The 21,054-nt window shown below is 59.1% G+C and carries 20 protein-coding genes and 1 tRNA gene; 10 read left to right on the top strand and 11 right to left on the bottom strand.

Annotated features, from left to right (window positions below; genetic code table 11):
- The first annotated feature begins 284 nt into the window (after positions 1-284).
- Complete coding sequence (gene lexA, locus ACNA0J_RS15040; RefSeq protein WP_415819677.1) at positions 285-986, top strand: transcriptional repressor LexA; 702 nt, start codon at positions 285-287, stop codon at positions 984-986.
- A 116-nt stretch (positions 987-1,102) separates the two neighbouring features.
- On the opposite strand, the gene lon is transcribed toward lexA, so the two are convergent.
- The 7 genes from lon to ACNA0J_RS15005 form a co-directional block, all read right to left on the bottom strand.
- Complete coding sequence (gene lon / locus ACNA0J_RS15035) at positions 1,103-3,562, bottom strand: endopeptidase La (protein ID WP_415819676.1); 2,460 nt, start codon at positions 3,560-3,562, stop codon at positions 1,103-1,105.
- 198 nt (positions 3,563-3,760) lie between these two features.
- Complete coding sequence (gene clpX, locus ACNA0J_RS15030; protein WP_415819675.1) at positions 3,761-5,059, bottom strand: ATP-dependent Clp protease ATP-binding subunit ClpX; 1,299 nt, start codon at positions 5,057-5,059, stop codon at positions 3,761-3,763.
- 103 nt (positions 5,060-5,162) lie between these two features.
- On the bottom strand, positions 5,163-5,816 hold the full coding sequence (gene clpP / locus ACNA0J_RS15025; RefSeq protein ID WP_415805927.1) for an ATP-dependent Clp endopeptidase proteolytic subunit ClpP: 654 nt from the start codon (positions 5,814-5,816) through the stop codon (positions 5,163-5,165).
- Positions 5,817-5,819: 3 nt separating this feature from the next.
- Positions 5,820-7,130 (bottom strand): trigger factor, encoded by a 1,311-nt coding sequence (tig, locus tag ACNA0J_RS15020; RefSeq protein ID WP_415819674.1) that lies wholly within the window; start codon positions 7,128-7,130, stop codon positions 5,820-5,822.
- Positions 7,131-7,355: 225 nt separating this feature from the next.
- Positions 7,356-7,562: a cold-shock protein gene (locus ACNA0J_RS15015; protein WP_094821944.1), complete on the bottom strand. Its 207-nt coding sequence runs from the start codon at positions 7,560-7,562 to the stop codon at positions 7,356-7,358.
- A gap of 292 nt (positions 7,563-7,854) precedes the next feature.
- The gene (locus ACNA0J_RS15010) at positions 7,855-8,058 is read right to left on the bottom strand and encodes a cold-shock protein (RefSeq protein ID WP_012249703.1); all 204 of its coding nucleotides are present in this window, start codon (positions 8,056-8,058) and stop codon (positions 7,855-7,857) included.
- 268 nt (positions 8,059-8,326) lie between these two features.
- A complete protein-coding gene (locus ACNA0J_RS15005; protein ID WP_415819673.1) occupies positions 8,327-8,644 on the bottom strand; it encodes a hypothetical protein in 318 nt (105 codons plus the stop codon).
- Positions 8,645-8,859: 215 nt separating this feature from the next.
- Here ACNA0J_RS15005 and ACNA0J_RS15000 point away from each other — a divergent pair, with 215 nt between their 5' ends.
- Positions 8,860-9,183: a DUF2513 domain-containing protein gene (locus tag ACNA0J_RS15000; protein WP_415819672.1), complete on the top strand. Its 324-nt coding sequence runs from the start codon at positions 8,860-8,862 to the stop codon at positions 9,181-9,183.
- 84 nt (positions 9,184-9,267) lie between these two features.
- On the opposite strand, the gene ACNA0J_RS14995 is transcribed toward ACNA0J_RS15000, so the two are convergent.
- Positions 9,268-9,558 carry a hypothetical protein gene (locus ACNA0J_RS14995; protein ID WP_415819671.1) on the bottom strand — a complete coding sequence of 97 codons (291 nt, stop codon included), beginning with the start codon at positions 9,556-9,558 and terminating at the stop codon, positions 9,268-9,270.
- A gap of 108 nt (positions 9,559-9,666) precedes the next feature.
- On the opposite strand from ACNA0J_RS14995, the gene ACNA0J_RS14990 reads away from it, so the two are divergent.
- Complete coding sequence (locus tag ACNA0J_RS14990; RefSeq protein ID WP_415819670.1) at positions 9,667-10,290, top strand: TetR/AcrR family transcriptional regulator; 624 nt, start codon at positions 9,667-9,669, stop codon at positions 10,288-10,290.
- Positions 10,291-10,353: 63 nt separating this feature from the next.
- A complete protein-coding gene (locus tag ACNA0J_RS14985) occupies positions 10,354-11,232 on the top strand; it encodes an NAD(P)-dependent oxidoreductase (protein ID WP_415819669.1) in 879 nt (292 codons plus the stop codon).
- Between the two features lie 33 nt (positions 11,233-11,265).
- Here the strand turns inward: ACNA0J_RS14985 and ACNA0J_RS14980 are convergent, their stop codons facing one another.
- Complete coding sequence (locus ACNA0J_RS14980) at positions 11,266-11,802, bottom strand: PaaI family thioesterase (RefSeq protein ID WP_415819668.1); 537 nt, start codon at positions 11,800-11,802, stop codon at positions 11,266-11,268.
- 172 nt (positions 11,803-11,974) lie between these two features.
- Between ACNA0J_RS14980 and ACNA0J_RS14975 the strand changes: the two genes are divergently transcribed.
- Positions 11,975-12,526 (top strand): TIGR00645 family protein, encoded by a 552-nt coding sequence (locus tag ACNA0J_RS14975; protein ID WP_415819667.1) that lies wholly within the window; start codon positions 11,975-11,977, stop codon positions 12,524-12,526.
- 252 nt (positions 12,527-12,778) lie between these two features.
- Here the strand turns inward: ACNA0J_RS14975 and ACNA0J_RS14970 are convergent.
- A tRNA-Leu gene (locus ACNA0J_RS14970) sits at positions 12,779-12,865 on the bottom strand.
- Positions 12,866-12,909: 44 nt separating this feature from the next.
- Here ACNA0J_RS14970 and dapC point away from each other — a divergent pair.
- Genes dapC through ACNA0J_RS14945 form a run of 5 tightly spaced genes read left to right on the top strand, consistent with a single transcriptional unit; the run spans position 12,910 to position 18,944 of the window.
- Positions 12,910-14,106, top strand: coding sequence for a succinyldiaminopimelate transaminase (gene dapC / locus ACNA0J_RS14965; protein WP_415819666.1), 1,197 nt, complete (start codon positions 12,910-12,912; stop codon positions 14,104-14,106).
- Between the two features lie 28 nt (positions 14,107-14,134).
- A complete protein-coding gene (gene dapD / locus ACNA0J_RS14960; RefSeq protein ID WP_415819665.1) occupies positions 14,135-14,956 on the top strand; it encodes a 2,3,4,5-tetrahydropyridine-2,6-dicarboxylate N-succinyltransferase in 822 nt (273 codons plus the stop codon).
- On the top strand, positions 14,956-16,095 hold the full coding sequence (gene dapE / locus ACNA0J_RS14955; protein WP_415819664.1) for a succinyl-diaminopimelate desuccinylase: 1,140 nt from the start codon (positions 14,956-14,958) through the stop codon (positions 16,093-16,095). The genes dapD and dapE overlap by 1 nt, the downstream gene beginning before the upstream one ends.
- 6 nt (positions 16,096-16,101) lie before the next feature.
- Positions 16,102-16,992, top strand: coding sequence for a 50S ribosomal protein L3 N(5)-glutamine methyltransferase (prmB, locus tag ACNA0J_RS14950; RefSeq protein ID WP_415819663.1), 891 nt, complete (start codon positions 16,102-16,104; stop codon positions 16,990-16,992).
- Positions 16,989-18,944: an ABC-F family ATP-binding cassette domain-containing protein gene (locus tag ACNA0J_RS14945; RefSeq protein WP_415819662.1), complete on the top strand. Its 1,956-nt coding sequence runs from the start codon at positions 16,989-16,991 to the stop codon at positions 18,942-18,944. Before prmB ends, ACNA0J_RS14945 begins: the two co-directional genes overlap by 4 nt.
- A 133-nt stretch (positions 18,945-19,077) precedes the next feature.
- On the opposite strand, the gene ACNA0J_RS14940 is transcribed toward ACNA0J_RS14945, so the two are convergent.
- Positions 19,078-21,054: an aconitase family protein gene (locus ACNA0J_RS14940; RefSeq protein WP_415819661.1), complete on the bottom strand. Its 1,977-nt coding sequence runs from the start codon at positions 21,052-21,054 to the stop codon at positions 19,078-19,080.

Genomic DNA, 21,054 nt, shown 5'->3' with positions numbered 1-21,054 from the left:
GCTCATGGGCCGAGTCGCGGCGATAGGCCCGGCGGGGCTTTTACACGCCGACCTCCTGCGCCAAAAGAACTCCACTCTACGCATGCCACAGACCGCACAACCATGACATCCAAAAAAGACGTCACGCCTTCGGCTTGCTCCCCCCCCGAGGGGGCGCTTTTTGCCGGTACATACCAATGCATATCGTTCCCGCAGTCCTATTCGTCGCCACGTGACTTGCTTTTTTATATAGGCTCGTCCAAAATCCTGCTGTATATTCATACAGTCCGAAGCGGATCATTGCCATGGCTACCAAACTCACCGAGCGCCAACAGGAAATCCTGAACCACATCCGGCAAACGGTGGCACGCACCGGCTTTCCTCCTACTCGTGCCGAAATTGCCCGAGCATTGGGTTTTCGTTCTCCCAATGCCGCCGAGGACCACCTCAAGGCTCTCGCGCGCAAGGGGGCCATCGAGTTGACGGCCGGCGCATCACGCGGTATCCGGCTGATAGAGTCCATTGACCCCGCCACCTCTTCTCATGGTCACGCCACATCGCCTGCCGGCGTTGCAGCGCCATCGAGCCTCGCCAGGTTCGCCGCGGACGCGGTGAGCCGCCTATTGCTGCCGCTGGTAGGCCGCGTGGCAGCAGGCAGCCCCATTCTGGCTGCCGAGCATGTCGAGCGCGAGGTCGGCGTGGATCCTGGACTGTTTGCCCAGACGCCCGACTACCTGCTGAAAGTACGCGGCATGAGTATGCGCGACGCAGGGATCCTCGAAGGCGATCTGCTCGCCGTCAAGCGAGCCACCGAGGCACGCAATGGCCAGATCGTCGTTGCCCGCCTGGGCGACGACGTTACGGTAAAACGCCTGCAACACCGCCAAGGACACATCGAGCTCCTGCCTGAAAATCCAGATTTCTCGCCCATCGTGGTGGATGGGACACTAGACTTTGCGCTTGAGGGCATTGCTGTTGGCCTGATCCGCACGCAGGCACTGCATTAATTAACCGCCATACTTGCTGCCCCTCCAGCAGCAAAAAGCCCCCGAACTCATGCGAGTTGCAATGAATTCGGGGGCTTTGGTGTCATACCGATGGTATGACACGAACCGCTGAAGTCTTAATGCTTGAACACAGGATCACCCGGCGCAGCGGTTTCCGCTGCTTTGGCGACCAAGGGCTCCTTGACGACTTCTTCGTCGGACAGTGGCTCGGGCTGGCGTTCCAGCGCCAGCTCAAGCACCTTGTCGATCCAACGCACCGGCACGATCTCGAGGTGGTTTTTGACGTTGTCCGGAATGTCGGCCAAGTCTTTGACGTTCTCCTCGGGAATCAGCACTGTCTTGATACCACCACGGTGCGCAGCCAGCAGTTTTTCCTTTAGGCCACCGATCGGCAAGACCTCGCCACGCAAGGTGATTTCACCCGTCATTGCCACATCAGCGCGCACCGGAATACGCGACAAAGCCGAGACCATGGCTGTGGTGATGGCGATACCCGCCGATGGGCCGTCCTTCGGCGTAGCGCCTTCGGGGACGTGAACGTGCATGTCGTGCTTTTCGAACACGCTGTCGGCAAAACCCAGACGACGCGCACGCGAGCGTACGACAGTACGAGCGGCTTCCACCGACTCTTTCATCACGTCACCCAGCGAACCGGTACGTTGAATCACGCCCTTGCCAGACATATCGGCGACTTCGATCGTGAGCAAATCGCCGCCGACTTCGGTCCAGGCCAAACCGGTGACTTGGCCGATCTGGTTTTCCTTTTCTGCCATGCCAAAGGTATAACGACGCACGCCCAGGTACTTGCTGAGGTTCTCGGCGTCGACTTTGACGGGCTCGACCGTCTGAGACACAGGCTTGCCCTCGGCCTTGGCCTTGTCTGCCTGAGCTAAGGACTCTTTCACGACCTTGCGGCAGATCTTGCCGACTTCGCGCTCGAGCGCACGCACACCGGCTTCGCGAGTGTAGTAACGCACGATATCGCGCAAGGCGGAATCGTCAACCACTAGTTCAGATTCCTTGACGCCGTTGTTCTTCATCAGCTTGGGCAGCAGATGGTCACGGGCGATATGGATTTTTTCGTCTTCGGTGTAGCCCGACAGACGAATGACTTCCATACGATCCAACAACGCGGGCGGGATGTTCAGCGTATTGCTGGTGGCCACGAACATGACGTCAGACAGATCAAAGTCGACTTCGATGTAGTGATCCTGGAACGTGTGGTTCTGTTCGGGGTCGAGCACCTCGAGCAATGCCGAGGCGGGATCGCCACGGAAATCCATACCGAGCTTGTCGATCTCATCCAGCAGGAACAAGGGGTTACGCACGCCGACCTTGCTCATGTTCTGCACGATCTTGCCGGGCATGGAACCGATGTAGGTACGGCGATGGCCACGGATTTCGGCCTCGTCGCGCACGCCGCCCAGGGCCATACGCACGAACTTGCGGTTCGTGGCACGCGCAATGGATTGTCCCAGCGAGGTTTTACCGACGCCCGGAGGGCCTACCAGGCAGAGAATCGGGGCCTTGACCTTGTCGACACGCTGCTGCACGGCCAGATACTCGACGATGCGCTCTTTGACCTTTTCCAGGCCATAGTGATCGTCATCGAGCACGTTTTCGGCGTTGCTGATGGAGTTGTTGATCTTGCTCTTTTTCTTCCAGGGAAGATTGATGAGCGTATCGATGTAGTTGCGCACCACGGTAGCTTCGGCCGACATGGGCGACATGAGCTTGAGTTTTTTGAGCTCGGCGTCGGCCTTCTTGCGCGCATCCTTGGGCATATGCGCAGCAATGATTTTCTTTTCGAGCTCTTCGATGTCGGCGCCTTCTTCGCCCTCGCCCAACTCTTTCTGAATGGCTTTGACTTGCTCGTTCAGATAATAGTCGCGCTGGCTTTTCTCCATCTGCTTTTTGACGCGGCCACGGATACGCTTTTCGACCTGAAGGATGTCGATTTCCGTTTCCAATTGCGTCAGCAGGCCCTCGAGGCGCTCGGAAGTGCCGAGGATTTCCAGCATCGTCTGCTTTTGCTCGAGCTTGAGCGGCAGATGGGCGGCGATGGTGTCGGCCAGACGGCCGGCATCGTCGATCCCAGCCAGCGAGGTCAGAATCTCGGGCGGGATCTTTTTGTTGAGTTTGACGTACTGCTCGAACTGGGCCACGATCGCGCGGCGCAGAGCCTCGGTCTCTGAGCTTTGCGCAGGATCGAGTTCGACGGGGGTGACCTGGCACACGAAATGCGTTTCGGCGTCGTCGATCGTATCGATACGCGCGCGTTGCGTGCCCTCGACCAGCACCTTGACGGTACCGTCAGGCAATTTCAGCATTTGCAGAATGCTAGCCACGCAGCCGATTTCGTAGACGTCTTCGGGCGTAGGATCGTCTTTGCCGGCGGATTTTTGCGCCACCAGCATGATGCTTTTGCCCGATTCCATGGCGACTTCGAGCGCCTTGATCGAACGGGGACGGCCCACAAACAGCGGAATAACCATGTGCGGGAACACCACCACGTCGCGCAGAGGCAGCAGCGGCAGGTCGATGGGTTCGGATGGCAGGGTCTGACTGGCAGACATATAGGATTCCTTGATTTGACTCGGCATAATGTAGATCGGATCCCAAGCGAAGCTGGTTATCCGAATCCGTTACGTCTGATATGGGAACAATAGCCGAAAATTCAAGCCGTCGTCGTCCGCATAACCCCCTAAATGCAAAAAAACCCGTTACAAAACGGGTTTTTTGCTGGATTTTGCTTTGTTTGACGAAGCAATGAATCAGGCAGCTGCGCCCCGCACCTGGGGCTGAGCCGGCTTGTCCGAGGTCCCCGTCTCGTCGGCGTAAATCAGCAAGGGCTTGCCGTCGCCGTCGATGACGTTTTCGTCCAAAACCACGCGGCTGACGTTGCCTTGAGAGGGCAAGTCATACATGGTGTCCAGCAAGGCGCCTTCGATAATGGAACGCAGGCCGCGAGCACCCGTTTTGCGCTTGAGCGCTTTGCGGGCAATGGCCTTGAGTGCACCGGGGCGTATGTCGAGCTCGGCGCCCTCCATGGCAAAGAGCTTTTGGAACTGTTTGATCAGCGAGTTCTTGGGCTCGGTCAGGATTTGAACGAGTGCCGCCTCGTCGAGCTCGTCCAGGGTCGCCACAACAGGCAGACGGCCCACCAACTCGGGAATCAGACCAAATTTGATCAGATCCTCGGGCTCGACTTCGCTGAACAACTCGCCTACGCCCCGCTCGGATTTTGCCTTGACGGAGGCGGAGAAACCGATGCCGGACTTTTCAGTACGGTCGCGGATGACTTTTTCCAGGCCGTCGAACGCACCACCCACGATGAACAGAATGTTGGTGGTATCGACCTGGACGAAATCCTGGTTGGGATGCTTGCGACCACCCTGCGGCGGTACCGAGGCGACGGTGCCCTCGATGAGCTTGAGCAACGCCTGCTGTACGCCCTCACCCGAAACATCACGGGTGATGGAGGGGTTGTCGGACTTGCGCGAGATCTTGTCGATTTCGTCGATATAGATGATGGCGCGCTGAGCCTTGTCGACCTCGTAGTTGCAGTTCTGCAGCAGCTTTTGGATGATGTTTTCGACGTCTTCACCCACGTAACCGGCTTCGGTCAGGGTGGTGGCATCGGCCATCACAAACGGGACATTCAGCATGCGGGCCAAGGTCTGGGCCAGGAGCGTCTTGCCCGAGCCGGTGGGCCCGATGAGCATGATGTTGCTCTTGGAGAGCTCGACTTCGTCGCCTTTGATTTCGCCGTGGCGAATGCGTTTGTAGTGGTTGTACACCGACACGGCCAGCATGCGCTTGGGCAGCGTCTGACCGATGACGTATTGGTCCAGAAAGGTCTTGATTTCGGTCGGCGTAGGCAGCTCAGACCGTATGGCCGCGCGCGCAGAGGCCTGCGCTTCTTCGCGGATGATGTCATTGCAGAGGTCAATGCACTCATCGCAAATGAACACCGATGGCCCTGCAATCAGCTTGCGGACTTCGTGCTGGCTCTTGTTGCAGAACGAGCAGTGCAGCACTTTTGCGTCGGCCGGTCCCTTTTTATCAGGCATATGTGTTTCGTATCTCTGGTGAAAATGCGCCGCCGGTCAAGGCCGGCGCATTCAACGCTTACTTGGACGTCACGGCACTGCTTAGGCCCGGTGTTTCGCGGGCCTAGCCCTCGGAACGGGATGCGAGAACCTTGTCCACCAAACCATACGATACCGCATCTTCGGCCGACATGAAGTTGTCACGCTCTGTGTCTACGGCAATACGGTCGACGGGCTGGCCGGTGTTATCGGCCAAAATGCGGTTCAGACGCTCGCGCAGGTCGAGGATTTCCCGGGCCTGGATCTGGATATCGGAGGCCTGACCCTGCGCACCGCCGGACGGCTGGTGAATCATGATACGCGAATTGGGCAAAGTGAAACGCTTGCCCTTTTTGCCCGCTGCGAGCAGGAAAGCACCCATGCTGGCGGCCAAGCCCGTGCACAACGTCGAAACATCGGGCTTGATGAACTGCATGGTATCGAAGATGGCCATCCCGGCATACACCGACCCGCCGGGCGAGTTGATGTACAACGAGATGTCCTTATCGGGGTTTTCCGACTCCAGGAACAGCAGCTGCGCCACGATCAGGTTGGCCGTATTGTCATTGACGGGGCCAACCAGAAAGATCAAACGCTCGCGCAGCAAGCGCGAATAGATGTCATAGGCGCGCTCGCCGCGCCCCGACTGCTCGATGACCATGGGGATATAACCCAGGCCGGTGGGCGTGACCGAAGCCCCGCCGTGCATTGCCGCATAGAAATCGGTAAACCGCTGCATGCTTTATGCCATCCCCATCAACTGATCGAAAGGTACCTGCTCTTCCGTGACCTTGGCTTTTTCGAGCACGTGCTGCACGACGTTGTCTTCGAGCACGATGGCTTCGATTTCAGCGCGGCGCTGGCGGTCGGTCAGGTAGTAGCTGATGACCTGAGCAGGCTGTTCATAGTTTTGTGCGAACTCTTCGATGCGAGCACGGACTTGTTCGGGCTTGGCTTGCAATTGGGCTTGTTTGACCAGTTCGGAAACCAGCAGGCCCAGGCGCACGCGACGCTCGGATTCGGTCGTGAAAGCTTCGGCCGGGATCGGCACGGATTCGGCATTGGGAATGCCACGCTGCTTGAGCTCTTCGCGGGCAGCTTCGACACGGCTTTGCACGTCGCTGTCGACCAGGGCTTTGGGCACGTCGAATTTGCCGGCTTCGACCAGGGCATCCATGACGCTGGCCTTGGTGCGGCCTTGCGAACGGGCTTTGACTTCGCGTTCGATGTTGGTGCGAATGTCGGCCTTGAGCTTTTCGACGTCGCCTTCGGCTTGGCCGAGGGCCTTGGCGAATTCGCCGTCGACCTCAGGCAAGACGCCTTCGGCGACTTCTTTGACGGTGATGGTGAACTCAGCCGTTTTGCCGGCGACTTCTTTGCCTTGGTAGTCTTCGGGGAAGCTCAGCGGGAACACTTTGGTTTCGCCAGCCTTCAGGCCTTTGGCAGCCGCCTCGAACTCGGGCAGCATGCGGCCTTGACCCAGGACGAAGGGGAAGTCTTCGGCTTTGCCGCCTTCGAAGGGAACGCCGTCGATGGTACCGGCGAAATCGAGCGTGACGCGGTCACCGTCTGCGGCGGCGCGGCCTTCGCGGGCCTCGTAGGTAGCGCGCTGCTTGCGCAACACGTCGAGGGTTTGCTGGACTTCGGCGTCGGAAACGGCGGTGTCGTAACGGGTAACGGCGAGTGCGGACAGATCAGGCACGGCGACTTCGGGATACACCTCGAAGGTGGCCGTAAAGGCCAGCGTGTCGTCGGCAATGCCTTCGGTCTTGGGCTCGAGCGTGGGCGCACCGGCCACACGGAGTTTGGCGCCATCGACGGCTTGTTCGAAAGCACGGCCGACCTGGCCATTGATCACGTCGTAGCGGATGCCGGGGCCGTGGCTGCGCTCGAGCATAGACAGCGGAGCCTTGCCAGGACGGAACCCGGGCACTTTGGCCGTACGGGCTACGCGCTTCAATTGCGCCTGGACTTCCTTTTCGACGTCGGCCACGGAAACCGACAGATCTACGCGGCGTTCCAGACCAGAGAGGGTTTCAACCACAGGCTGCATCAAAATTATCCGAGAAATAAGTGAGGAGTGAACAAACGGGTTAACAGGTGATTTTACCGGAAAGTTCAAGACCTCTGCCAAAGGGGGGGTCTTGCCTCGGGAAAGCCCTGACCCGGACGGGTTTTCGATAAGGAAAACGCGGATTTTACGGACCTAAGCAAAACGCTCCTGGCAGCGGCTGCCGCCAGGAGCGCAAACAGGCCGAAAAACGCCTGACCGGCTGGATCAGGCCGTGACTTTGATGTTCTTGGCGCTGGGGCCCTTGGGTCCCTGGCCCACTTCGAACGTCACGCGTTGGTTTTCCTGGAGGGATTTGTAACCGTCGCTGCGGATTTCTGAGTAATGCGCGAAAAGATCTTTACTGCCATCGTCGGGCGTAATGAAACCGTAGCCCTTTTCCGAGTTGAACCATTTGACGATACCTGTTGCCATGACTGTGTCCTTCACCTTCTAGTAGCGATTGCTCGCGGGAGCGCCAGATGATCAAGGAGGGGCAACTAACTGGGTACCATGACGGCGACAGGAATAACGACCGCGTCGCTTGAAAATCTCGCTTGCCCAGTGTATGTGGCGTCTTGCCGGACGTCAAACTTTGCAAATTGACACAACAAAACCGACAAATCGTTGCCGAAATGATGCCGCCACAGAGAGACGAACGTTACAAACGAACCTGTCCGGCAATAAAAAAAGCCCCCTGCGGGGGCTTTTTTTCATCAAGATCTGATTACAGAACTTGAATCTTCGTTGCTTGCGGACCCTTGGGACCATTAGCCGTCACGAAGCTGACGCGCTGGTTTTCTTCCAGGGACTTGAAGCCGTTGGCTTGGATTTCCGAGAAGTGCGCGAACAGATCTTTGCCACCCGCTTCCGGGGTGATGAAGCCGTAGCCTTTTTCCGAGTTGAACCACTTAACAACGCCGGTTTCCATACTGTATTTCCTAAATGTTGTGGGCAAAATGCCCGGGAGTCACGAATCAATCAAGAAGGGGACAGTAGAACAATAACGCCGGCCGGAAAGGCACTGCACTGATCGAAAATCACAACGCTTGAGATCGTGTGCCGTCACTATCGTTAGGTTCCCCTGACAAGTCAACATAATCCTCAAAAATACGTACCAATAATGCAACAAAGCGCAACTGCGAGGCCGTATTTTCGGAACTATTTGCGCATGAACAGGTCATGCGCAGAATTTGGGGTCAGTCGACCGGAAGTCCCAACAAATCCAGTGCGGCGTTGTAGGCGTCTTCGTCTGCGCACAGGAAGACGGCCACGTCGCCAGGATTGAGGTTGTCGAGCACTTGGTCGATTTGATCTTGCGCCGTGTCGATTTCGTCGACGACAGTCACGTGAATTTCCGCGCCTGCATCAACTTGTTCGTGAGGCACGATATCGGCAATGGCCTCCAGGTCGGACACCCCCGTAACGACGTAAGTGCTGATGCGCTCGCCATCTATGGTGGTCTCCAGCGCAACGCCGCCTGTGATCTCGGCGGTCTTGGTGCTGATAATGTCCATGTGCGTGCCCCTCCTTCATGCTTTGGTACGCAAGGGACGCGACTATACCAGTCTCAGGCGGACTATGTAGTCATAATCGGCCTTTATATGGGGTTCGGATTTACCCTAATTCATCGCGGAATCTGTTTTTCCTGGACCGCCTTCGCCCCATACTTGGCTGTGTTGTCGCCCAAAGGGTTGGACAGCGCGTTCAATAACTAAAAGGACTTGAGACTATGCAACGTGATTTCGATCTGGTTGTGACCATTCTGGGCGAACTGCGTGACGCCGATACAGCGGCACTGTCGCAAGAAGACATCGAGGCCGCTGTGCAAGCCAGCATGCCCGATGCGCCTCCCGCCCCGCTGATCGCGCACCATCTGGATATCTTGTCGGACGCAGGATTGATCACGCTGGTGCCGGCCACCGATGGCAGTGATGCTGAAACCTACTGGCGCCTGACCTGGAAGGGCCACGATGCGCTGGAGCAAGAAGAAGACGATGAGGATGAAGACGAGGATGACTATGAAGATGAGGACGAAGACGACGACGAAAACTGACAGCGTCCCGTATTGACCCAATCAACACGCGCTGCACGGGTCCGCCCCGGACACGTGCATGACTGGATCGGCCCTGCGGCCGAATCAATCAATACAGGCCCGCCGTTCGCGCAATACGCGGCGGGCCAGCAAGGCGGCTGCCGTGCCGATCACTAACGAAAACATGGCGGCGGCAATGGCCAGCAGCGCCACCATGCCCCCTGCCCCGGCGTCAGCCGCCAAATAAGCCACTAGCGCCAACACAACCAGGGACTGCGCGGCCACGCCCGCCAGACTGTGCGTGACGCGGGCCAACCGCCCCATCAACGCGCCGCCAGCCAATGCCAGCAGCACCACAATCGCCATTCCCCAGAAGATGGATTCGTAAGACTGCACGATGGTGACTCGCCTTGTGAACGATAGTAGCGTCCAGAATAGCATGGGCGTTGCAAACGGCGGCGATTTGAACTAATTTAGAAAACGATCGTTTTCTAAATTACCGATATGACTGCAATCCGGCAAGCATCAGACACCTCGGCTCGTTCGCGAGGCCGCCCCCGCGAATTCGACATGGACCAGGCGTTGGATCGAGCTGTGCGCGTGTTCAGCAAACGCGGCTATCACGGCGCGTCGATCAGCGACCTGACGACAGAGATGGGCTTGACGCAAGGCAGTCTCTACAAAGCATTCAAGGACAAGCAATCGCTATTTCTGGCGGCGTTTGAGCACTATCGTGCGGCGCGCGCCCGCAAGCTGCAGGGTTTTGTTGGCGAGACGGGAAATGGCTTGGCGAGACTGCGCGGGGTACTGGAGTTCTATGTCGCGTCCTCGCAGGGTGCGGCTGGCCGCCAAGGCTGCCTGGTCGTCGCCAGTGCGACGGAATTATCAGCATTTGAGCGCGATGTCGCCCGGCATATCACGGATGCGCTCAGTCGCAATGAAAGCCTGTTGATGGGCTTGATTGAACTAGGGCAAGCCGATGGTTCGATTGCCGCGCACGTCGATAGCGCCGCGGCGGCGCGCATGCTGTTGTGTCTCGCACAAGGTATGCGCGTTGTCGGCAAGACTGGACGCTCGCGCCAGGACATGCAGGCCGTTGTCGACGTGGCGTTGAAAGCACTGGGCTGATAGCTGGCTCAATGGGCTAGCGAAGCGTTGAAAAATTTCCCAACTTCCACAAGGAACCCCCTAATGAAAATCGCCTTTCTCGGCCTGGGTACCATGGGCCTGCCCATGGCGAGCAATCTGCTCAAGGCCGGCTATACGGTCTACGCCTGGAATCGATCCCCTGCCCCGGTAGCGATGCTGGCTGAACGTGGCGCCATTGCGGCGGCGAACGCACGCGAGGCGGCCACGGATGCAGATATCCTGGTTTCCATATTGGCTGACGATGATGCGGTACGCGCAACGATTCTCGACGGACAAGTCCTCTCCGCCCTCAAGGCGGGAGCGTTGCATATCAACATGGCAACTATTTCGGTCGAGTTGGCCAGCAACCTGGCACAGGAGCATCAAAACAAGGGAGTGCATTATGTCGCCGCCCCTGTGCTCGGCCGGGTGAATGTGGCCGAAGCAGGCCAACTCAATATTCTGGCAGCCGGCGATGCACAGGCGCTGGCGACGGCGCAACCGCTATTCGACGTATTAGGTCAAAAGACCTGGAAATGCGGCGCTCGCCCCGAGCAGGCCAATGCCGTCAAGCTCGCTGTGAATTTCATGATCGCCAGCGCCATCGGCACGATGGGCGAAGCCGTCGCACTGGTGCAAGGCCATGATGTGGCCAAGACGGAGTTTCTGGACCTGATCACATCCACCGTATTCGCAGCTCCCGTTTACCAAGGTTATGGCGGGGCCATCGCTCAGGATCGGTACGAACCGGCAGGTTTCAAATTGTCGCTCGGATTGAAGGATGTGCGCCTGACCTTGGCGGCAGGAGAAGGTGCGAACGTCCCCTTGCCTATCGCCAGTGCGCTGCGTGACACACATATCGAGAGCCTGGCGCATGGAGAGGGACATCTGGATTGGGCCGCGCTGTCGCGCACGGCCGCTCGGCGCGCAGGCCAGCTATGACCCAAACCGCCTCATGCCGCGGACATCAGGACGCTAGGCCGCCTCGGGCTGATCAAAAATCAAACACGTAGTCGTGGCATGGGCGTACAGCTTGCCATCGGGGCCGACTAGCCGGCCCTCGGCCGTCGCCACCTGACGCCCGGCGTGGACGACTTTGCCTTCCGCCCGCACCAGAGGCACTCGGTCGCTCAAGGCCCGCACCATGTTGACCTTGAGCTCCAACGTGGTGTAGCCCTTGCCGGCGGGCAAGATCGAATGGACGGCGCAACCGACCGCCGAATCCAGCAATGTGGCAAACCAGCCGCCGTGCACGCTGCCCATCGGGTTGTAATGTTTGCGCTGGGGCCGTCCCTGGAATACGGCAAGACCCGGCTCGATATGGATGGGCACGAAATCCAGCGTCGCACCGATGGGGGCAGGCGGCAATTCCCCGGCAAAAATCGCCTGCAGCAGCGCCATCCCGGTCTTGCCGGCTATGGCCGTGGACGGTCGGCTGTCTTCGGGCAACAGACGCGCGCGCACGGCTTGTTCTTCGGATTCCCATTGGGCGATTTGTTGTTCTATGTCCATCGGCACTCCTGTTCATCAGCATCGTTAGATTTACAAGAGCTTAATCGACCTGGACGCCAGCCCGATGGCGCTCGGTCCCGAAGTGACTTTTCGCACACGGCGATCACACTACCGACGCTCGCGCTTGGTAGAATCGCTCCCTGCCTGTTTTCTTACAGATTCCTGAAACACCATGAATTCGTCCGATCGTACGTCCCGCCCCCTGACCCCCATGGCGGCATTGATTTTCAGCTCGCGCTGGCTGCAACTCCCGCTTTATCTGGGCTTGATCATTGCCCAGGGTGTCTATGTGATGCTTTTTCTCAAAGAGCTGTGGCACCTGGTCTCACACGCCTCAAGCTTTGGGGAAATGGAGATCATGCTGATCGTGCTGGGGCTGATCGATGTGGTCATGATCTCCAACCTGCTGGTCATGGTCATCGTCGGCGGCTATGAGACTTTTGTGTCCAGGTTGCGCCTGGAGGGGCACCCCGACAGTCCTGAGTGGTTAAGCCACGTCAATGCCAGCGTGCTGAAGGTCAAGCTGGCCATGGCCATCATCGGGATCTCGTCGATCCACCTGCTGCGCACCTTTATCGAGGCGGGCAACATCGGCTCGCCCAATTCCCGATTCACCGAGACCGGAGTCATGTGGCAAACCATCATCCATGTGACGTTCATTCTGTCGGCAATCGGTATTGCCTATGTCGACAAGCTGCTGGCGGCGCCTGTCAAGGAGCATTGAGCCTGCATTGCCTCGAAGGATCAGTAGTAAAAAACCCGCCAGGGCTGTGGATGGAAGCGCAGCCCTGGCGGGTTTCTCTTTGTTTGGGGCTGGCAGGTAGCCGGCATGAATGCCGAGGCTTCTCGGAGCAATGGACGAAACGACGCGCGGCCCCATCACGAGCGCACCAAAAGAAAATCCCCCAAAGACACCGAAATGCCTGGGGGATCACCAGAAAGTCAGCACAAGGCCAACCGAGTCGTACATAATTCGTGGTGCGAAGGGGGGGACTCGAACCCCCACACCTGTTACGGCGTCAGGACCTAAACCTGGTGCGTCTACCAATTTCGCCACCTTCGCGGTACCAAGCCCGCTATTGTAGCTTGCTTGTTAAAATCTTGCTTATGAATCCCCGATTACATTCCCTGCACCCCTATCCCTTTGAAAAGTTGCGGGCTTTGCTGGCCGAGGCCGGCACCCCGCCAGAGGGGCTGACGCCAATCAATTTGTCGATCGGCGAGCCCAAGCACGCGGCGCCCGCACGCGTGGGCGAAGCCCTGTGCGGCGCTCTGCAAGGCCTGTCGGTCTATCCGGCGACCAAAGGCGACGCGGCGTTGCGTCAGGCAATCGCTCAATGGCTGGCACAGCGCTACAGCATTCCCGCGCCGGACGCCGACCGGGAAGTCCTGCCGGTGCTGGGATCTCGGGAGGCCTTGTTTGCCTTTACGCAAACCGTCGTGGACCCGAATGCAGACGCACTGGTGGTCTGCCCGAATCCGTTTTATCAGATCTATGAAGGCGCGGCGCTGCTCGCCGGCGCGACGCCGTATTACGTCAATGCCGACCCGGCGCGCGATTTCGGCTGCGATTGGGGCAGCGTGCCCGAGGATGTCTGGAAACGGACACAATTGGTTTTTGTGTGCTCGCCCGGCAACCCGGCTGGCAACGTCATGTCTCTGGACGAATGGCGTGTGCTGTTTGAGCTGTCGGATCGGCATGGTTTCGTGATTGCCTCGGATGAATGCTATTCCGAGATCTATTTCGACGAGGGCAACCCACCGCTAGGCGGCATGCAGGCGGCGCGCCGCCTGGGGCGCGATGACTATGCCAATCTGGTGGCGTTTTCCAGCCTGTCCAAACGCTCGAACGTGCCGGGCATGCGCTCGGGCTTTGTCGCGGGCGATGCCAAGCTGATCGGGCAGTTCCTGCTGTATCGCACCTATCATGGCAGCGCGATGAGCCCGGTGATTGCCACGGCCAGCGTGGCCGCCTGGACGGACGAGACTCACGTTGCCGATAATCGCCGGCAATATCGGGCGAAATTCGAGGCCGTCGTGCCGATTCTGCAGCGCGTGCTGGACGTGCGCATGCCGCAGGCGTCTTTTTATCTATGGGTGCCGACGCCGGCGTCCGACACCAGCTTTGCACGCGACCTCTACGGCCGTACTGGTGTTACCGTACTGCCCGGCAGTTTCCTCGGCCGCGAGGCGCACGGCGTCAATCCGGGTGCGGGCCGTGTCCGCATCGCGCTGGTGGCTCCTTTGGCGCAATGCGTCGAGGCGGCCGAGCGCATCGCCCATTTTGTCAAAACCTCTGTTTGATCAACCCTTTCTACGTAAATAAAGCGTCATGACTCTCGACCTGCAAACCACTATCGAACAAGCCTGGGAAGCCCGGGCCAACCTGTCGCCCTCCGACGCAAGCGCCGAAGTGCGTGATGCGGTCGAGCACACCATCGCCGCCCTGGATCAGGGCCGCCTGCGCGTGGCCGACAAATCGACCGGCGAATGGATCGTGCATCAGTGGATCAAAAAGGCCGTGCTGCTGTCGTTTCGCCTGCACGACAACGCCGTCATGGGCCAAGCTCCGTTGACGTTCTACGACAAAGTGCCGACGAAATTCGCGGACTTCGGCAATACCGCCTTTCAGGCAGGCGGCTATCGCGTCGTGCCGCCGGCAGTGGCCCGCCGTGGCGCCTTTATCGGCAAGAACGTGGTGTTGATGCCGTCGTACGTAAACATCGGCGCCTACGTTGACGAAGGCACGATGGTCGATACGTGGGCTACGGTCGGCTCGTGCGCGCAGATCGGCAAAAACGTGCACCTGTCGGGCGGCGTCGGCATCGGCGGCGTACTGGAACCCCTGCAAGCCAATCCCACCATCATCGAAGACAACTGCTTTATCGGCGCCCGTTCCGAAGTCGTCGAAGGTGTCGTGGTCGAAGAAAACTCGGTGCTGGCCATGGGCGTGTTCCTGTCGCAAAGCACCAAGATCTACGACCGCGCCACGGGCAAGGTCACCTATGGCCGCGTGCCCTCGGGTTCGGTGGTCGTGCCCGGCTCGCTGCCCTCGGAAGACGGCTCGCACAGCCTGGCTTGCGCTGTCATCGTCAAGCGTGTCGATGCGCAAACGCGCGCCAAGACCAGCATTAACGATCTGCTGAGAGCCTAATGCATCAATCCGCCGTACTGGATCTGGTCAAAGACCTGATCGCCCGCCCCTCGGTCACGCCTGTTGACGAGGATTGCCAAAGCCTGTTGGCCGAGCGCCTGTCGCGCGTCGGCTTTCATTGCGAAACCATCGCGCAAGGCGGCGTGACGAATCTCTGGGCCCGTCGCGGCACCGAAGGTCCGCTCACCGTCTTTGCCGGACACACGGATGTGGTACCGCCCGGTCCGCGCGAAAAATGGAATAGCGATCCCTTTGTGCCGACCGAGCGTGACGGGTTTCTGTACGGCCGCGGTGCCGCCGACATGAAAAGCTCGATCGCTGCCTTTGTGGTGGCGGTCGAGGAATTCGTGGCGGCCCATCCGCAGCATTCCGGCTCGATTGCTTTTCTGATCACTTCGGACGAAGAAGGCCCTGCCATCGATGGCACGGTGATCGTCTGCGAAGCCTTGAAAGCACGGGGCGAGCAGCTCGACTACTGCATCGTGGGCGAGCCCACCTCGACCGATGCGATCGGCGATGTCTGCAAGAACGGCCGCCGTGGCTCGCTGTCGGGCACGTTGACGGTCAAAGGCATCCAAGGCCATGTAGCCTATCCGCATCTGGCTCGTAATCCGGTCCATCAACTGGCGCCGGCACTGGCCGAGATCGTGAATATCGAGTGGGATCAGGGCAATGAATATTTCCCACCTACGACGTTCCAGGTGTCGAATCTGAATGCCGGCACGGGTGCGACCAATGTGGTGCCTGGTGAGGCAGTGGCGCAATTCAATTTCCGTTTTTCCACGGCCAGCACGCCGGACTCGCTCAAGGCACGCGTGCACGAGGTGCTGGATCGGCATGGTTTGGAATACGAGTTGCAGTGGAATCTGGGCGGCGAGCCGTTCCTGACGCCACGCGGCTCGCTGACCGACGCGCTGTCTGCGGCCATCGAAGCCGAAACCGGCCGTCGGACCGAACTGTCAACGACTGGCGGAACCTCGGATGGACGCTTCATCGCCAAGATCTGTCCTCAGGTCATTGAGTTTGGTCCCTGCAATGCCACGATCCACAAGGTCAACGAGTGCATCGCACTCGATAGCCTGGATCCCTTGAAGAATATTTACCGGCGCACGTTGGAAAACCTGCTGCTGGCTCACTGAGGCGCTATGTCGTCATCTGATCGCCAAGAATTGCAGACCCTGCGTGACTTGATCCGCTATGGCGTGTCGCGCTTTAACGAAGCGCAAGTCGCGCTGGGCCATGGTTCCGATAACGCGTGGGACGAGGCCGTCTATCTGGTGTTGCACGGACTGCATTTGCCGCCCGACACGCTGGATCCGTTTCTGGATGCCCGTGTCACCAGCGACGAGCGTGCGAAAGTACTGCAATTGATTGATCGGCGCGTGACTGAACGCCTGCCTGCCGCCTACCTGACTCAGGAGGCCTGGCTGCGCGGCCATCGTTTTTATGTCGACCAACGCGTCATCGTGCCCCGCTCACCCATTGCAGAATTGCTGGATCAGGGGTTGTCGCCCTGGTTGCGAGATCCGTTTGAGGTCACGCGTGCATTGGATATGTGTACCGGCTCCGGGTGTCTGGCAATTCTGACGGCTCTGGCCTTTCCGAATGCCGACGTGGACGCTGTCGATGTCTCAACGGACGCGTTGGAAGTGGCCCGCCGTAACGTGGATGAATATGGCTTGCAGGATCGTTTGACACTGCATCACAGCAATCTGTTTGATGCGCTGCCCCACGCGGCCTACGACGTCATCGTCTGCAATCCGCCTTATGTGAATAGCCAATCGATGGATGAACTGCCTCACGAGTATCGGCATGAACCATCACTCGCGTTGGCAGGTGGCACGGATGGCATGGACTTGGTGCGCCGCATTTTGCAGGCCGCACCGAAATACCTGTCGCCCGAGGGTGTGCTGGTATTGGAAATCGGCTACGAGCGCGATCATTTCGAAGCCGCGTTCCCCGAGCTTGAACCCGTTTGGCTGGATACCGAAGAGGCGTCGGACCAGATCTTGCTACTGACCCGCGAGCAGTTGTGATACGAGCATCAGGATTGACGCTGCGACGCGGTACCAAGGTACTGCTCGATGGCGCGGAATTTGTAGTGAACCCCGGCGAGCGGGTGGGTTTTGTCGGCAAGAACGGGGCGGGAAAGTCCTCGTTGTTTGCTTTATTGACCGGTACTCTGGATCAGGATGCGGGCACGCTGGACGTGCCCGCAGGCTGGCGCATCGCCAGCGTGCAGCAGGAAATCGCCGCCGATGACCGCCCTGCCCGCGAATTCGTAATCGATGGCGACACGCATCTGCGTGCGCTGCAGGCCGAGCGCGCAGCGGTGCATGATGATCACGGCACCCGCATTGCCGAACTCGAGGCAGCACTGGCCGAGGCTGGCGTGTGGAGCGCGAATTCCCGTGCAGAACAGTTGCTGGCAGGCCTGGGGTTTGCGCCGGATGAATGGATGAAACCGGTCGCCAGTTTTTCGGGTGGCTGGCGTATGCGCCTGGCCTTGGCCCGGGCGCTGATGGCCCCATCGGAATTACTGCTGCTGGACGAGCCGACCAACCACCTGGATCTGGACGCCATGTTGTGGCTGGAAAAGTGGCTGGCGGCGTATCCCGGCACGGTGCTGTTGATCTCGCACGATACCGAGTTCCTGGATGCCGTGGCGCGGATCATTTTGCATTTTGATCATGGCAAGCTGGTGCGCTATCGCGGCGGCTATCAGGATTTCCTGACGCAACGCGCCGAGCGTCTGCGCCTGGTCAGCATCGCGCATGAACGCCAGTCTCGCGAAGCAGCACGGCTGCAGAGTTTTATTGATCGCTTCAAGGCTAAAGCGTCCAAGGCTAAACAAGCGCAAAGCCGGGTCAAGGCTCTGGCGCGCATGGAAACGCTGGCGCCGCTGCATGCCGAGGCCGGCATCGACATACGTATTCCTTCGCCTGAACATACGCCGGATCCATTATTGGTGTTGGAAAAGGTCGCGGCGGGCTATACGAGCACGGATGGGCAGCAAGTTTCCATTCTGAAAGATGTCACGCTGATGGTACGCGCAGGCGCTCGTGTCGGCGTACTGGGCGCAAACGGCGCGGGCAAAAGTACGCTGATCAAGACCTTGGCCGAGGAAATTCCGGTACAAGCCGGAGAGCGTCGCGCCTCCAAAGGTCTGGCAATTGGCTATTTCCACCAGCATCAATTGGATATGCTGGACCTGGACGGCACGCCGCTGGAGCATCTGGCCAGATTGGCGCCTGACGCACGCGAACAGGAACTGCGCAATTATCTGGGGGGCTTTGGTTTTTCCGGCGACACCGTCAATGGCAAGGTCGGCCCCATGTCGGGCGGCGAAAAAGCACGCCTGGCGCTCTCGTTGATCGTATGGCAAAAGCCCAATCTGCTGCTGCTGGACGAACCCAGCAACCACTTGGATGTGGAAACACGCGAAGCGCTGGCCGCAGCATTGGCCGAGTTTTCGGGCAGCATGCTATTGGTCTCGCACGATCGTCATTTGTTGCGCACGACCGTAGATAGTTTCTGGATCGTTGCCGATGGGCAGATGCGCGAGTTCGATGGTGATCTGGAGGATTATCGGGACTGGTTGAACGCACGTCAGGCCGAATCACGCGCGGAAACTCGGGCGCAAGCGCGCGGGGAGGCCGCATCGAGCGGCGCAGACAATGCAAATGTAGACCGTAAAACCCAGCGCCGCCTGGAAGCCGAACAACGCCAGAGACTGGCCGCGTTACGCAAACCCCTGCAGGGCAAGCTGACGAAAGTGGAAAGCGAGATGGACAAGCTGCGGGCACGGTTGCAGGTGTTGGATGCACTGATTGCCGATGCAGACCTGTATTCCGACGCGCGCCGTACCGAGCGCCAACAGGTGATGGCCGAGCACGGCGAGCTGGGCAAACGGATGGACACTCTCGAAGAACAATGGCTGGAGATCCAGACGGAGCTCGAAGAGATTGAGCAGGGAACGAGCGACTAGGCAGGCTCAACCTGTCCGAGACCGCATCGACCTAGGACCATATCATGCTCGTGTCGATAGCCAACTGCGGTGAGGGCGTCTAGATTGACGCACTCGATCTGATGGATTTTTCATCAATCGCAGTTGCTGCAGCTCAAGCCGCCTGGTAACGTGCCTTGATCTCGTCAAAGGATACCAATTCCCCAGCCAACGCACTGGCGATCACCGTCGGCGGGCTAGCCAGCCATACGCTGCCGGGTCCCGAGCGGCCCGGAAAGTTGCGATTGATCGCACTGACGGTGATTTGGTTCGCATCGGTGGATGAGCCTGGACCACAGTTGGCACACGCGCCACAGGATGGCTGCAGAATGCGCGCCCCCATGCGGGCAAAAGTCTGGTCATAGCCTTTTGCCTGGCAGTAATCGCGTACGGCCGTCGTCCCGTACTGCAAAAAAAGCGTCACGCCCTCGGCGATACGTACGTTGTTTTCCAAGGCCCACGCCAGCACTTCGTGATAGTGGTCGAAATCCTCGCGTTTTCCGGCCGTGCATGAGCCACCATACGCGATATCCACGTGCGGGCGTTCTCTGAGTTCGGTCAATGGCACGCCATTGCCGGGATCACCGGGCGCGGCAACATAGGGCGATAGCGCCGCACAATCGACGGTGAACGTCGCAGCATACTCGGCGCCCTCGTCGCTATGCATCCACGATTCGAGCTCTGTTTGCACGCCTCGACGCTCACGCAGAAAGGCACAGGTCACCTCATCGGGGGCAACGATTCCAGTCAGACCGCCCAACTCTGCCGTCATATTGGTCAACGTCGCACGTTCATCGATCGACATGGCCCGGACAGCAGGCCCTGTGAACTCGAATACTTTCCCTACCCCTGCCCCGGTCCGGATTTCCGGCAGCGCCAATAGATGCAGTACGACATCCTTTGCCGTCACACCGGCTGGCAAACGGCCGCGCAAGTCGATCTTCAGACTCGCCGGCATCGTCAATCGGATGGTGCCGGTCATAAAAGCGTTGGCCATATCCGTCGTACCGACCCCAAACGCGACGCAACCCAGCGCCCCGCTATGCGGCGTATGCGAATCGGTCCCCACGACTACTTGCCCCGGCGAGGCGTAATGCTCGGCCATCATCGCGTGCGAAATACCGGCAACATTCGTGCCCGGATCCAGGGCGGCCTCGGCATCAGTCAAGGTGCGATGCTGTCGCAAACCATAGTCATGGATGAAGTCACGTTGTGCCTGGCACATGAAGCGCACCTTGGGCACAAAACCCATACGCACGTGATTCGGGCTCTCGTCGACATACGAGGTGTGGTCTTCGAATACGACGATGCTGTCGGTATCGATGAGCGTCAATGGACGGCCGAAACGCGCGTGCAACATATGCGCGGCCATCCCGGTGTAGTACTCGTGGATGAATCGCCAATCCGCACGAACGAAGACGCCTTCGCCGGTCGACAATGCCGTCGACGTCACGGGCGTACTCAACAAGTGGCGTCGAATGATTTTTTCGAACAGGGTTTGTGGCGCCGGATCTATCGAATCCACCCGCGCTGCTGTCCGCAGATGCTGTTGCCCAAAGGCCAGCAATCCACCCTCGCGCACAATCGCTGCCGCCAACTGGTCGCGATCCGCGACGATGTCATCGACAGTAATGCGCTCACCGCGTTGCAGGCGTTCCACCAGACTCATATCGGTGCTGGTGTACAGGCCTATGTTGTCGGCGTTCTGCCGATAGATACGCTCGAAACTCTCGGCAATGACCAGACGTACCCCCGCTGACTTTTCTGCCATGGGGCTGTGTTCGCGGGATGAGCCCTTGCCGTAGCGGTTGCCTCCGACGACGACGTTGACGCCTGACTCCCGAACCGCATTCTCTGCAATGGGGCGCTGGCCCGCGACCTGCAGCCCGGTGTACGGAAACTGTCCCAGGCTCTCGTCAAAGTGCGTGAGGATAGTCACCGGCGTGATCTCGTCGGTGGACACATCGTCGCGCAAAGGGCTCGCCTGACTCAGGGCCACGGCATTCCCCGCGAGCTGCGCGGTAATTAACGCAGGGTCGCGCGACAGAAATAGAAACCGCGCAGGACGATCTAGTACCAGAGTTTCAGACAT

It is taken from the genome of Bordetella tumbae (genome assembly GCF_965139195.1).
GTDB lineage: Bacteria > Pseudomonadota > Gammaproteobacteria > Burkholderiales > Burkholderiaceae_B > Bordetella_A > Bordetella_A tumbae.
Note: the sequence above shows the minus strand (reverse complement) of the source record. Positions and strands in the feature narration are given on the sequence as shown.

What these genes read in the sequence shown, in the direction of transcription:
- ACNA0J_RS15015 (WP_094821944.1), bottom strand. Translation starts at nt 7,562, where the DNA reads ATGGCAACAGGTATCGTCAAATGGTTCAACTCGGAAAAGGGCTACGGT.
- ACNA0J_RS15010 (WP_012249703.1), bottom strand. Translation starts at nt 8,058, where the DNA reads ATGGAAACCGGCGTTGTTAAGTGGTTCAACTCGGAAAAAGGCTACGGC.
- dapE (WP_415819664.1), top strand. Translation starts at nt 14,956, where the DNA reads ATGCATCAATCCGCCGTACTGGATCTGGTCAAAGACCTGATCGCCCGC.
- lexA (WP_415819677.1), top strand. Translation starts at nt 285, where the DNA reads ATGGCTACCAAACTCACCGAGCGCCAACAGGAAATCCTGAACCACATC.
- clpX (WP_415819675.1), bottom strand. Translation starts at nt 5,059, where the DNA reads ATGCCTGATAAAAAGGGACCGGCCGACGCAAAAGTGCTGCACTGCTCG.
- ACNA0J_RS14980 (WP_415819668.1), bottom strand. Translation starts at nt 11,802, where the DNA reads ATGGACATAGAACAACAAATCGCCCAATGGGAATCCGAAGAACAAGCC.
- ACNA0J_RS14975 (WP_415819667.1), top strand. Translation starts at nt 11,975, where the DNA reads ATGAATTCGTCCGATCGTACGTCCCGCCCCCTGACCCCCATGGCGGCA.
- clpP (WP_415805927.1), bottom strand. Translation starts at nt 5,816, where the DNA reads ATGCAGCGGTTTACCGATTTCTATGCGGCAATGCACGGCGGGGCTTCG.
- ACNA0J_RS15000 (WP_415819672.1), top strand. Translation starts at nt 8,860, where the DNA reads ATGCAACGTGATTTCGATCTGGTTGTGACCATTCTGGGCGAACTGCGT.
- tig (WP_415819674.1), bottom strand. Translation starts at nt 7,130, where the DNA reads ATGCAGCCTGTGGTTGAAACCCTCTCTGGTCTGGAACGCCGCGTAGAT.
- dapC (WP_415819666.1), top strand. Translation starts at nt 12,910, where the DNA reads ATGAATCCCCGATTACATTCCCTGCACCCCTATCCCTTTGAAAAGTTG.
- ACNA0J_RS15005 (WP_415819673.1), bottom strand. Translation starts at nt 8,644, where the DNA reads ATGGACATTATCAGCACCAAGACCGCCGAGATCACAGGCGGCGTTGCG.
- ACNA0J_RS14940 (WP_415819661.1), bottom strand. Translation starts at nt 21,054, where the DNA reads ATGTCTGAAACTCTGGTACTAGATCGTCCTGCGCGGTTTCTATTTCTG.
- ACNA0J_RS14990 (WP_415819670.1), top strand. Translation starts at nt 9,667, where the DNA reads ATGACTGCAATCCGGCAAGCATCAGACACCTCGGCTCGTTCGCGAGGC.
- dapD (WP_415819665.1), top strand. Translation starts at nt 14,135, where the DNA reads ATGACTCTCGACCTGCAAACCACTATCGAACAAGCCTGGGAAGCCCGG.
- lon (WP_415819676.1), bottom strand. Translation starts at nt 3,562, where the DNA reads ATGTCTGCCAGTCAGACCCTGCCATCCGAACCCATCGACCTGCCGCTG.
- prmB (WP_415819663.1), top strand. Translation starts at nt 16,102, where the DNA reads ATGTCGTCATCTGATCGCCAAGAATTGCAGACCCTGCGTGACTTGATC.
- ACNA0J_RS14985 (WP_415819669.1), top strand. Translation starts at nt 10,354, where the DNA reads ATGAAAATCGCCTTTCTCGGCCTGGGTACCATGGGCCTGCCCATGGCG.